The organism is Caldicellulosiruptoraceae bacterium PP1, assembly GCA_041320695.1.
In the GTDB taxonomy this organism is placed as follows: Bacteria; Bacillota; Thermoanaerobacteria; order Caldicellulosiruptorales; family Caldicellulosiruptoraceae; genus JBGGOQ01.
In genome coordinates, this window is the sequence record JBGGOQ010000012.1 from 11,896 (window position 1) to 24,518 (window position 12,623).

The following is a 12,623-nucleotide window of genomic DNA, read 5'->3' on the forward strand; positions in this document are numbered from 1 at the left end:
AATGGCAAAGCAAACAGAAATTAGCGGCAAGCAAAAGGCAGCAATGCTTTTAATAGCATTAGGACCAGAACGTTCTGCAAAGATTTTTAAACATCTTAAAGAAGAGGAAATTGAAGAACTAACTCTTGAAATAGCAAATATTAGAACAGTTGCACCAGAACAAAAGCAAAGTATACTTGAAGAATTTTATAATATTTGTCTTGCACAAGAATATATAGCAGAAGGCGGTATTGAATATGCAAAGGATGTTTTGGAAAAAGCATTAGGACCAGAAAAAGCAAGAGAGGTAATAGAAAGGCTTACTGTATCATTACAGGTAAGACCTTTTGATTTTATAAGAAAGGCTGATGCATCACAGATACTTAACTTTATACAAAATGAACATCCACAGACAATTGCATTAGTAATATCATACCTAAAACCTCAACAAGCAGCACAAGTATTAGCTTCCTTACCACAAGAAAAGCAAGCTGAAGTGGCAAGAAGAATAGCTCTTATGGATAGAACTTCTCCTGATGTAATAAAAGAAGTAGAAAAGGTTCTTGAAAAGAAGCTTTCTTCAGTTGTTATGCAGGATTATACAATTGTTGGCGGTATCCAAGCAATTGTTGATATACTTAATTCTGTTGATAGAGGAACTGAAAAAAGAATACTTGAATCACTGGAACTTGAGGATATAGAGCTTGTTGAAGAAATTAGAAAGAGAATGTTTGTATTTGAAGATATAATTAGGCTTGATGGAAGATCAATTCAAAGAATACTTAGAGAGATTGAAAATAATACATTATCGCTTGCACTTAAGGGAACTACAGAAGAGGTTAAGAAGGTAATTTTCACTAATATGTCAAAGAGAATGGCTGAGATGATCCAAGAGGATATGGATTACATGGGACCAGTTAGAATTAGAGATGTTGAAGAAGCACAACAGAAGATAGTAAATATTATTAGGAAGCTTGAAGATGCTGGTGAGATAGTAATATCTCGTGGCGGAGGAGATGAGATAATTGTCTAATGTTATAAGGCAGTCACAAGTAAAGGTATCTGACCCTGTTGAAGCAGGATACAAATTAGTTCTGGAGAAATTATTTAATGCACAAAATGAGGTTTTAAAATATGAAGAAAAAATAAAAGACCACAGGGAAGAATTAGAAAAATACAAAAAAGAAAGAGATCAAATCCAAACTGAGGCTAAAATGATAATCGAAAAAGCCCAGGCTGAAGCAAAAAGGATAATAGATGAGGCTATGAAAGAGGCAGAGATTATAAAAGAAAATGCTTCAAAGGATGGATACAATATAGGTTACTCAGAAGGATATCAGAAATCACAAGAAGAAATAATGAAGATTTTAGATGATATTGAAGTACTAAAACTTGATATATATGCACAAAGGGAAAAACTATTAAATAAAGCATATGAGGAACTTTTAATTTTAATTCCTCAATTATTTAGAAAAATAGTAGAAAGAGAACTTCAAGATAAGGAATTTATGTACACATATATAAGACAGTCAATCGAGATGCTTTCTATTAGAAACAGTATAACTATAAAAGTCTGCCAAGATGATTTTGATATAATATCAATAAATATTGAAGAAATAACAAGAGGAATCGAGGGTCTTGGGAATATTCAGGTGAAAGTAGACAAGGCATTACAATGTGGAGATATTATTATAGAAACTCCATATGGATCCATTGAGACAGGTTTGAATTCAAGGTTTACGAAATTGGAAGACATAATAAGAACATTAATTGGTGATTAAAATGTTTGAAAAAATATTAGAAAAAATTGAACATACAAACTTCTACCATTTTACAGGATATGTTAATCAAGTTATAGGACTTACAATAGAAACAATTGGTCCTCCTGTGAGTATAGGAACAATATGTAAAATAAAAACATCAAAAAATGAAAACCTTGCAGAAGTTGTTGGATTTAAGGAAAATAAGGTTTTACTTATGCCTTATTCAGATCTAAAAGGTGTATACCCTGGTTGTAAAGTTATTGCATCTGATGATGCATTTGAAATAAAGGTGTCCGAAAATTTATTAGGAAGAATTTTAAATGGTCTTGGTGAGCCAATTGATGGGAAAGGTGATATTAAAGCAAAAGCAAGATATCCTGTCGAAAATGGAGCTCCAAATCCGCTCGAAAGAGGAAGAATTGATAAAATAATGCCACTTGGTATAAAAGCTATAGATGGCCTTTTAACAGTTGGACAGGGGCAAAGACTTGGAATTTTTGCAGGTAGTGGTGTGGGGAAAAGCACTCTACTTGGTATGATAGCTCGCAATGCAAAGGCAGATGTAAACGTATTAGCACTTATTGGTGAGAGAGGAAGAGAATTAAAGGAATTTTTAGATAAAGATTTAAAAGAAGAAGGTTTAAAGAAATCTATTGTTGTTGTAGCAACATCTGATGAATCAGCTTTAAGAAGGCTTAAAGCTGCTTATGTTGCAATGGCAATAGCAGAATACTTTAGAGATCAAGGTAAAAATGTTCTATTTATGATGGACTCACTAACAAGATTTGCTATGGCACAAAGAGAGATAGGTCTTGCAATAGGCGAGCCACCTGTTTCTCGGGGATACACACCTTCTGTGTTCGGTGTGATGCCTCGACTGCTTGAAAGAGCAGGTAAAAATAAAAATGGTACAATAACAGCCCTATTTACAGTATTAGTTGATGGTGACGACTTTAATGAGCCAATAACAGATACTGCAAGAGGGATATTAGATGGTCATATTGTTCTTTCGAGAACAATAGCAAATAAAAGCCATTATCCTGCAATAGATGTATTAGCTAGTATAAGTAGGGTTATGAATGATATTGTAACAAAAGAACATAAAGCAATTTCTAATGAAATTAAACGTATAATGGCTACATTTAGAGAAGCAGAAGATTTGATAAATATTGGTGCCTACACGAAAGGCAGTAATATTGAGATAGATAAGGCTATTGAGCTTATTCCCAAGATAAATCAATTTTTAAGGCAAGATGTGGACGAAAATTTTGAATTTGATGAAGAGCTAGAGATGTTGAGAAGTATATTAATATAACAAGGTGAAGAAAATGGGTTATAGATTCGAATCAATTCTTCGATTAAAAACACAATTAGAAAATATAAAAAAAGCAGAGCTTGGGAAAGAGATTGATATTTTAAATAGATATCTTGAAAATAAAGAAAAACTCATAAAGAATTTGAAATCAAAATTTGAAGAGATAAAAATTGCTTCAACTGATTTTATAACTCCTGAATTTCTAAAGAGCTATAACCAATATATTTCTCTTATTAAAAAAAAGATAAACATTCAAGATGAACTTATTAAGTATCAAGAAAGCATTGTAGAGCAAAAAAGACAAGAAACAATAAAGTATATGATAGAGAAAAAGAAATATGAAAAATTAAAAGAAAGACATATACAACTTGAACTATTATCACAAAGGGAAAATGAAAAGAAAGAGATTGATACTGTTGTAACATACAAACAATATGTGAAATTAGGTGAAGACAAATGAGCGAGGCAGTAAAGCAAACAACTGATTATGAAAAGAAGACTAAAAAGAAAAAGTCAAAAAAGTTACTTATTTTTCTTTTGATTTTGTTATTGCTTTTTACATTAAGTTTTGTTACAGTTAGATTTAATTTATTTGGTTCTAAAAATGTTGTTGATAATTTATTGAAAAAGGTTCCTTTTATAGAAACAGCAAAGGACAAAAGTGAAAAAGATAAACTAATAAATAGCTTGCAAAACGAAATAAGTAATTTAAAAAGTAATATTACTAAATTAAATAGTACTGTTAAAGAAAAAGATACTAAAATCTCTGAATTGACAAAACAAATAGAAAGTTTAACTAATGAGCTTGCTAAGAAAAATAAAGAACAAGAGGATAGACAAAATAAGCTAAAAAATTATGCTAATTATCTTACTTCAATGGATAGTAAAAAAGCAGCCAAGATCTTAGAAAGCTTAATATCTTCTGATGCTAAAATGGCTCAGGATATTTTCAGTTTAATTCCGACAGAAAATGCATCAGAAATACTATCAAATATTTCAGCAGATAAGTCGATAATCTTATTAGGAGTTTCAAATAATTCAAAAACAAATTCAGTAGCTGATGAGACAATAACCAAGATTTACTCAGCAATGGATGATTCTATTGCTGCATCAATTTTTGAAAGTATGATTACAAATAAAAATACAGCAACAGTGGTTAGTATTTTAAAAAGTCTTGATACAAAAAAAATATCAAGCATTCTATCTAAGATGAATCCTACTAATGCTGCACAAATAACTAAACTTATGCAGCAATAAGGATATATATTATGCTGAGAATGGAGGTGAGAGATTGAAAAGCCAGTCAATTGCCTTAAATCTCTTGTCATTTAAAAGTCAAAATAAAGATAAGGGGAGTGATATTAAAAAAGATAGCTTTGATAGAGTACTTAATGAAGTTAGAAATGCAATTAATAACAACACTAAGAACATTAAAACCAGCATTAATAATCGAGAAATAAAAAATACTAACCATACCACCCAAGAACAAGCAAAAGATGATGTAAATAATTCAAAGAAAACTGAAAGTGAATATAAACTAAATACATCAGATGCAAAAGAAAAAGAAATAAACAATAAATTTGAAAATAAAAAAGATATTATTGAAGATGAAAATAAAAAGAATAACCTTGTCCGAACATATGATGCACTTGTTGAATTGTTGAATCTACTAAATTTAATTAACTTAAATGCATTAAAAGATACCAATCAAAATAATATTGATTTTATATCACTTAATGATTTGGAAATTTCATTGAAAGACGTAACTAAAAATTTGGAAAGCATAAAATCAAAACTTGATTTAGAACTAACAAGCAATATAGATTTTAACAATCAAGATATTTTAAAAATTGATAGTGAGCTAAAAGAAATAATTAACCATTTTTCAATACTATTTGATTTTAAGAATTTAACTATCAACAAGGAAGACCTACAAAATCTAAAAAATATTTTGGCAAATAATTTCAATAATAATTCTTTTAATGAAAATAATAGTATTAATTTTGACTTGGATAATGAAAATGTAGAAAATTCAGCAACATTAGATGAGTTAATAGTAAAAATTCTAAAAGTAACAGATAAACTTCAAAAAGTTTTAGATGATAACAATCAAAATCCACAGAAAATTGATGCAACAATTAATTCAACCGTTAATAAAACTACTAATGTAATAATAAATATAAATATTGCTAACACAAATGATTCGCTATTTACCTTACTAAATAATGAAACATCTGATGAAAGCCAAAGAAAAAATAGTAACGAAAGTATTAATAACCAAAGTAATTTTTCTAACATAATTCAAATTAGTAATAAAATAAACCTTCAAAACTTAAAAGAAACACAAATAAGCCAAATTCAAAAGACTGATATAATTCAAAAAGTTGCTGATAATATCAAAATAGCTGTTGCAAAAGACTTAGCAAATGTAAGTATATCCTTAAAGCCTGAAAGCCTTGGAAAAATTGTTATTGAGCTTACTAAAGATGCTAATGGTCTAATAAAAGGTAACATTATAGTTCAATCAAATGAGGTTAAAGAAGTTGTATCAAGTTCACTTAATAATTTAGTCAGTATGCTAAAAGACCAAGGCATTAATATATCTGGACTTAACGTTGGTTTAAATCAGCAAAGTCAAAATCAAAATAGCTTTATGCAAAAGAAATATAAACCAACAAAACAGATAGAAACAACTCCAGTAAACATTGATTCAATTTTCTATGGAATTGAAGAAGGATATTTTAGTATGAAAGCCTGAGGTGAGATAATGGAAGTAAATAATGTTACGCAAAGCAGTTCAACAATACTAACCAGTTCAACAAACAAAACATTAGGAAAGCAAGATTTTTTGAATCTATTAGTTACACAGCTAAGATATCAGGATCCATTAAAACCTATGGAAGATAAAGAGTTTGTTGCACAGCTTGCACAGTTTTCAAGTTTAGAGCAGATGCAAAACCTGAACCAAAATATGCAACTTCTTAGGTCGCAAACCCTTATAGGTAAAAACGTAACAGCATCAATTTCTGATGGAACAACAACAAAACAAATACAAGGAACTGTTGACTCGGTTAGAATTGAAGGAGAAAATGTTTTGTTAAACGTAAATGGTTCTGAGGTTAAGCTTACAGATATTACAAATATCAATCAAAGTTCTGATAGCAATACCATAATTAATAAGCTAAATGAAATTTATGAAAAAATCCCAACAAAACAGGATTTAACAGAGATTTTTAACAACCTTTTTGGAGGGAAGTAATATGGCACCTAATATTCAAAGGATCAATATTCTAAATAATACTGCAAAAATAAAAAACAAAGTTGAGAATGCTCCAGAGCAAGATTTTAAAAATGTTCTTGAAAGTACCCAATTAAAAATATCAAAGCATGCTAATGAAAGATTAAAAACACAAGGAATTGAAGTAAATGATGAAATTCTCAATAAATTAAATAAAGCTGTCCTAAAAGCAAAAGAAAAAGGGCTTAGTAATGATGTTTTAATTTTATCAAATGATATAGCTTATGTAATTAATATTAAGAATAATGTATTAGTAACTACTAAGGATAAAGCTAATTTAAAAGATAATATATTTACAAATATTGATGGTGTATTAATGATTTAGGGGCTGGACCTCAAAATAAGTAGGAGGCCCCATAAAAACTTCCTGAATGACAGATGGAAGTAATATAAAAGGGGGATTTGATATAAGATGATGAGGTCAATGTTTTCATCTGTGTCTGCCATAAGAGCACATCAGACACGTATGGATGTTATAGGTGATAACATAGCAAATGTAAATACTATAGGTTTTAAATCATCAAGAGCAACTTTTGCTTCAGTGTTTGCATCAGTTTTAAGATCAGCAACAGCACCAAACTCTGATACAGGCATGGGAGGTTCAAATCCTATGCAAATAGGTCTTGGTGTTCAGCTATCCTCAATAGATCTTAATATGTCTCGTGGTAGCTTACAAAGGACTGATAATACAACTGATATGTCAATTGAAGGAAATGGCTTTTTTATAGTAGGTGGAGATGGTAAAGCACCACGATTTACGAGGGCAGGTAATTTTACTCTTGATAAAAGTGGCAATTTAGTAACACAAAGTGGACTTAATGTTCTTGGATGGAAATATGACTTAACTACTAATTCAATAGATACTTCAAAGACACCTGAAAAAATAAATATCTTGTCATTGCCTAATCTAGCACCAAAAGCAACTGATAGAATTGTTTTTGAAGGTAATCTAAATGCGTCAACAGATATATATAATGCAACACAAGTAACAAACTATGATGAGCTTAAAAATGTTGATTCAAGCAAAAAATATTCAACTAGTGTTAAGGTATATGATTCTCAAGGGGAAGAACATACTTTGCAGCTTAGCTTTGTAAAAATAGACAACAATAAATGGAGATGGGCATTAGATGGCCTTAGGGATATAAATGGCAACTATATAGATACAAAACTACAACAATCCACAAACCAATTTATTGCATATGGCGAGTTGCAGTTTGGGAATGATGGTAAGGTTACATCTGTTGCAATATCTGGGGGTGCAAACGCACAAGGTAATGCTATTACGATAAAATTTCAGCCAAATACAGTTAATGATATTACGTTTGACATTGCAGATCCAAACAAGATATTTAATTTAAAGGCAATTACACAATATAGTATGGATAGTTCAATAAGAATTTCAGATATAACTGGTTATGAAGCAGGATCCTTACAAGGATTTAGTGTTGATTCAAGAGGTATTATTACAGGTATCTATTCAAATGGTCGAAATCAATTATTAGGGCAGATAGCTATTGCAGATTTTTCTAATCCTTCTGGTTTACAAAGGGTTGGGGATAATCTATTTATTAATACAGTAAACTCTGGTGAACCAGAGATAGGTGTTGCAGGAACAGCATCAAGAGGTACAATCTCACAGGGAACAATTGAAATGTCCAATGTTGATTTAGCTAAAGAATTTACTGATATGATAATAACCCAAAGAGGTTATCAAGCAAATGCAAGGGTAATTACATCATCTGATGAAATTTTACAGGATCTTGTAAACTTAAAGAGATAAGATATATGGGGTAAGTAGATGATAATACTTACCCTAAAAGATAACTTTGAGTCAAGGATGATATTTATGATAAAATTAAAGAGAATAAATGATAAAGAGTTCGTTGTAAATGCTGAATTTATTCAATTTATTGAATCGACACCTGACACTGTTATTACTTTAAACAATGGTCTTAAATTGGTTGTTAAAGAAACAGTTGATGAGGTAATTAATAAAGTAATTGAGTACAAAAGAATGATACACTCCTCTTTAAACATCATACATAGAGAAGAAGGAGAATAAAAAATGAAAGGCGAAAAGACAAATACATTAATACTTGGACTTCTTATTCTTATTTTTTTATTTATGATAGGAATGGCTATTGGATTCTTTACAGTAATAAAAAATTTAAATCCTTCTAATAAAACAACAGCAACAGAAACAACACATAAAAAGAATGTAACAACATATCCATATGAAGTTAATGATGGTAAGTCGTTAATGAGCAATTTACAAGATACAGAAACTGATGCAGGTAAAATAATAAGGCTCTCAGTTGAGCTTGAGGTTACAGATAAAAAATTACCACAACAAATGGCAACTAAAAATATAGTTATAGCAGACATTATTGATAGTGTTCTTCGAAGTAAAACAGCACAAGAGCTATTAAAACCCGAAGGGAAAGAAAAGGTAAGAAAAGAAATAAAAGATAGATTAAATGAAATATTTAATAATAAAGTTGAATCGGTCAATTTTGGGGAGTTCATTATCCAGTAAAGGTGGTGTGATAAATGGGTGATGTATTATCACAAAGCGAAATAGACGAGCTTTTACGTTCGCTTACATCAGGTGATGTTAAACTAGAAGAGATAAATCAACCCAAAAAAGATAAAAAGATTAGAACCTATAATTTTAAGAGCCCAAGTAAGTTTGCGAAAGACCATCTTAGAACATTGCAAATTATACATGAGAATTATTCAAGAATTGTAACCACCTTTTTGTCTGGATATCTAAGATCTATTGTCCAAATGGATGTATTATCAGTTGAACAACTTACTTATTATGAATTTAGCAACTCCCTTGCTAACCCTGTTGTAATGGGTATTGTAAATATTGCACCTTTGAAAGGTAGCATTGTTTACGAAATGTCACCAGAGATTGCTTTTTCAATTATTGACAGGGTATTAGGTGGATTTGGGAAAGGCGTGGATAAAATAAGGACATTTACTGAGATAGAGATTGTTCTACTCGAAAGGTTGCTAAATCAGATAATAGGATATCTTAGAGATTCTTGGGAAAATGTTGTTGAAATAAGGCCAAGGCTTGAAAAAATTGAAACAAACCCTCAATTTACACAAATAGTTTCTCCAAATGAAACAATAGCATTAATAACAATAACAATGAAGATTGGAGAAGTTGAGGGGCTTATTAATATATGTATTCCACATATGGTTATAGAGCCAATAATGCCTAAATTATCTACAAAGTATTGGTTTTCATCAACCGCAAAAGAGACCTCAGAAGAGACCAAAGAGATGATCCATAAAAAGCTCTTAAAAACTAAAATACCTGTAAGAGCAATATTAGGAACTTCTAAAATTACTGTAGGAGAATTTTTAGAGCTTCAAATTGGAGATGTTATCAAATTAGATACAAGAAAAAATCAAGAGATTGAAATAAGAGTTGGGAACAAGATTAAGTATCATGGAGTACCAGGCAAGAAAGATGGAAGACTTGCTGTAAAAATAACAAGGGTGGAAGAGGAGGAAACAGTATGAGCGATTTGCTATCACAAGATGAAATTGATGCTCTTTTAAGAGGAATAGATAATAGTAGAAGCCAAGATATTGACCTTTCTGATAATGAGAAGGACGCTCTTGGTGAAATAGGTAATATTTCTATGGGAACAGCAGCAACCACCCTTAATTTGTTGTTAAATCAAAAGGTTAATATTACAACACCAAAGGTTCAGGTTTTGAAGTGGGAAGATTTACCTAATGAATTTCCATCACCATATGTAGCAATTAAGGTTAAATATAAAGAAGGACTTGATGGAATAAACCTTTTGATACTTAAAAAAGAAGATGTTCAGATAATTGCTGACCTTATGATGGGTGGAGATGGGAAAATTGAGATAACAGATGAACTTACTGATTTACAGCTATCAGCTATTCAAGAGGCAATGAACCAAATGGTTGGTTCTGCATCAACATCACTTTCATCGTTGCTAGGTTTAAAGATAGATATTAACCCGCCAGAAGCCTTTATTATTGATTTTACTGATAATGCGAAAGAATTAATACCTGAATTTACAAATGTAAGTGATATAGTAAAAATATCCTTCAGAATGACAATTGGCCAATTAATTGATAGCCAGATAATGCAGCTTATTTCAGTTGATTTCGCAAAGAAATTAGTAAATGCTATGTTTGAAAGTACATTTTCGGGTGGGCCTAAAATGGTTGAGAGTGAGTCTCCAAATATTAATGAGGTAATTGAACAAAAACCTCAAGAAAATAAGACATCTTATGAAAGTATTAATAATTACCAGAGCCAAAAACCAAAATCAAATATACCAAAACAAGAAAAGAAGCCTCAACCTGTTGTAAATGTCTCACCAGTGCAGTTTGAATCATTTGGTGAAGAAAATAATTTGAAGTATCCTGAAAATATCGATCTTTTGATGGATGTTCCTTTAGAGATTACTGTTGAGTTGGGTAGAACTAATAAGTTAATTAAGGATATATTGGAATTTTCAACAGGAACCATTATTGAACTGGATAAATTAGCTGGTGAGCCAGTTGATATTTTAGTTAATGGGAAGGTTATTGCAAAAGGTGAGGTTGTAGTTATTGACGAGAATTTCGGTGTTAGAATAACTGATATTGTAAATCCGGCTAATAGATTATAGAATATTGATATATGATATTAAAAAATAAATTTATTTATTTAATTCATAAGAAAAGGAGAGAAAATAATGGCAAAAAGAATTTTAATAGTTGATGATGCAGCTTTTATGAGAATGATGTTAAAAGATATTATGCAAAAGAATGGATTTGAAGTAGTTGGTGAGGCAGAAAATGGTCTTAAAGCAGTTGAACTTTATAAAGATCTAAAGCCAGATCTTGTAATGATGGATATTACAATGCCTGAAATGGATGGCATTCAGGCTGTAAAAGAGATAAAAAAGATTGACCCTCAAGCCAAAATAATAATGTGTTCTGCTATGGGTCAACAAGCGATGGTTATTGAATCAATTCAAGCTGGAGCAAGAGACTTTATTGTAAAGCCATTTCAGGCAGATAGAATTATTGAAGCAATTAAAAAGGTTTTAGGCTAAATTAAGGTGAAATAATTATGAGTGAATTTATTAAACTTTTTTTTGGTATTCTTCTTTTTGCAATAATTCTTTATTTATCGTATTTCACAAGCAAATATCTAAGTAAGAAGGTATCACGAAGAAAAGGTGAAAATATAAAAATTATTGAGACATTACCTCTTTCTTCTGATAGTCTTCTTATTCTTGTTGAGGTCTTTGATAAGGTTTTACTTTTATCAAGGACCCAAAAGAACATTTCAATTTTGAAAGAATTTGACAAGAAAGAAATAAACATCAAAGAAGAACCTTTTGATAATATACTAAAGAATAACATAAACAATATAAATATAAGCAAAAGTAAAATGAAAGATAAGATTGAAAAGCTCTATGAGAATTTCAAAGACCATTAATAGATGGAGATACCAAAATGAATAAAAAACCTCTTACTTATATTTTATCGTCATTAATTTTAATTAATGTAGTAGTATTATTAAAATTTGATAAAGTTTTCTCAGCACCAAGCTTAAATTTATCTTTGGGTGATTCTACAAAACCAAATGATGTGAGCACTACGTTACAGATTATTATATTTTTAACCATTTTATCGTTAGCACCTTCAATACTTATTTTAATGACTTCTTTTACAAGAATACTAATTGTTTTAGGATTTGTAAGGAATGCACTTGGAACTCAACAGATGCCACCAAACCAAATACTTATAGGACTTGCACTATTTTTAACCTTTTTTATTATGGCACCTGTTGGGACAAATATCTATAACCAGAGTTATGTACCTTATACTAAGGGACAAATAACATCACAAGAAGCATTGAAAAGGGCTGAAACGCCAATAAAAGATTTTATGCTTAAAAATACTCGTTCTAAAGACTTAAAACTTTTTATGGATTTAGGAAAGATTGATAACAATACTGATATAAAAAAATTACCAATACATGTTGTTGTACCAGCGTTTGTTATTAGTGAACTTAAAACTGCGTTTGAAATGGGATTTATCATTTATGTGCCCTTTTTAGTTATTGACATTGTTGTTGCAAGTACACTTATGTCAATGGGTATGTTGATGATACCACCTGTTATGATTTCATTACCATTTAAGATTTTGCTATTTATACTGGTTGATGGTTGGGGGCTTGTTGTTGAGTCACTTGTTACAAGTTTTAAATAGG

Annotated in this window: 16 protein-coding genes; all 16 read left to right on the forward strand. The window is 30.4% G+C overall.

Going from position 1 to position 12,623, the window contains the following annotated elements; translation table 11 throughout:
* Position 1 precedes the first annotated feature (1 nt).
* On the forward strand, positions 2-1,012 hold the full coding sequence (fliG, locus tag ACAG39_11030; GenBank protein MEZ0537764.1) for a flagellar motor switch protein FliG: 1,011 nt from the start codon (positions 2-4) through the stop codon (positions 1,010-1,012).
* The gene (locus tag ACAG39_11035) at positions 1,005-1,760 is read left to right on the forward strand and encodes a FliH/SctL family protein (protein MEZ0537765.1); all 756 of its coding nucleotides are present in this window, start codon (positions 1,005-1,007) and stop codon (positions 1,758-1,760) included. Before fliG ends, ACAG39_11035 begins: the two co-directional genes overlap by 8 nt.
* A 1-nt stretch (position 1,761) precedes the next feature.
* Positions 1,762-3,057, forward strand: coding sequence for a flagellar protein export ATPase FliI (gene fliI / locus ACAG39_11040; protein MEZ0537766.1), 1,296 nt, complete (start codon positions 1,762-1,764; stop codon positions 3,055-3,057).
* A gap of 13 nt (positions 3,058-3,070) precedes the next feature.
* Positions 3,071-3,517: a flagellar export protein FliJ gene (locus ACAG39_11045; GenBank protein ID MEZ0537767.1), complete on the forward strand. Its 447-nt coding sequence runs from the start codon at positions 3,071-3,073 to the stop codon at positions 3,515-3,517.
* On the forward strand, positions 3,514-4,314 hold the full coding sequence (locus tag ACAG39_11050) for a hypothetical protein (GenBank protein MEZ0537768.1): 801 nt from the start codon (positions 3,514-3,516) through the stop codon (positions 4,312-4,314). Before ACAG39_11045 ends, ACAG39_11050 begins: the two co-directional genes overlap by 4 nt.
* A 34-nt stretch (positions 4,315-4,348) precedes the next feature.
* Positions 4,349-5,815, forward strand: a complete 1,467-nt coding sequence (locus tag ACAG39_11055; GenBank protein MEZ0537769.1) for a flagellar hook-length control protein FliK — start codon at positions 4,349-4,351, stop codon at positions 5,813-5,815.
* 9 nt (positions 5,816-5,824) lie between these two features.
* Entirely contained in the window at positions 5,825-6,316 is a 492-nt protein-coding gene (locus ACAG39_11060; protein MEZ0537770.1) for a flagellar hook capping FlgD N-terminal domain-containing protein, read from the forward strand.
* Position 6,317: 1 nt separating this feature from the next.
* Entirely contained in the window at positions 6,318-6,680 is a 363-nt protein-coding gene (locus tag ACAG39_11065; GenBank protein ID MEZ0537771.1) for a TIGR02530 family flagellar biosynthesis protein, read from the forward strand.
* 87 nt (positions 6,681-6,767) lie between these two features.
* Positions 6,768-8,138, forward strand: coding sequence for a flagellar hook protein FlgE (locus ACAG39_11070; protein ID MEZ0537772.1), 1,371 nt, complete (start codon positions 6,768-6,770; stop codon positions 8,136-8,138).
* A 66-nt stretch (positions 8,139-8,204) separates the two neighbouring features.
* Entirely contained in the window at positions 8,205-8,420 is a 216-nt protein-coding gene (locus ACAG39_11075) for a flagellar FlbD family protein (GenBank protein ID MEZ0537773.1), read from the forward strand.
* 3 nt (positions 8,421-8,423) lie between these two features.
* Positions 8,424-8,894 carry a flagellar basal body-associated protein FliL gene (fliL, locus tag ACAG39_11080; protein MEZ0537774.1) on the forward strand — a complete coding sequence of 157 codons (471 nt, stop codon included), beginning with the start codon at positions 8,424-8,426 and terminating at the stop codon, positions 8,892-8,894.
* Positions 8,895-8,908: 14 nt separating this feature from the next.
* Complete coding sequence (gene fliM, locus ACAG39_11085; GenBank protein MEZ0537775.1) at positions 8,909-9,895, forward strand: flagellar motor switch protein FliM; 987 nt, start codon at positions 8,909-8,911, stop codon at positions 9,893-9,895.
* Positions 9,892-11,028 (forward strand): flagellar motor switch phosphatase FliY, encoded by a 1,137-nt coding sequence (fliY, locus tag ACAG39_11090; protein ID MEZ0537776.1) that lies wholly within the window; start codon positions 9,892-9,894, stop codon positions 11,026-11,028. The genes fliM and fliY overlap by 4 nt, the downstream gene beginning before the upstream one ends.
* A 66-nt stretch (positions 11,029-11,094) precedes the next feature.
* Entirely contained in the window at positions 11,095-11,457 is a 363-nt protein-coding gene (locus ACAG39_11095; GenBank protein MEZ0537777.1) for a response regulator, read from the forward strand.
* 17 nt (positions 11,458-11,474) lie between these two features.
* Positions 11,475-11,846: a flagellar biosynthetic protein FliO gene (locus ACAG39_11100; protein ID MEZ0537778.1), complete on the forward strand. Its 372-nt coding sequence runs from the start codon at positions 11,475-11,477 to the stop codon at positions 11,844-11,846.
* A gap of 17 nt (positions 11,847-11,863) precedes the next feature.
* Positions 11,864-12,622: a flagellar type III secretion system pore protein FliP gene (gene fliP, locus ACAG39_11105; GenBank protein MEZ0537779.1), complete on the forward strand. Its 759-nt coding sequence runs from the start codon at positions 11,864-11,866 to the stop codon at positions 12,620-12,622.
* Position 12,623: the final 1 nt, after the last annotated feature.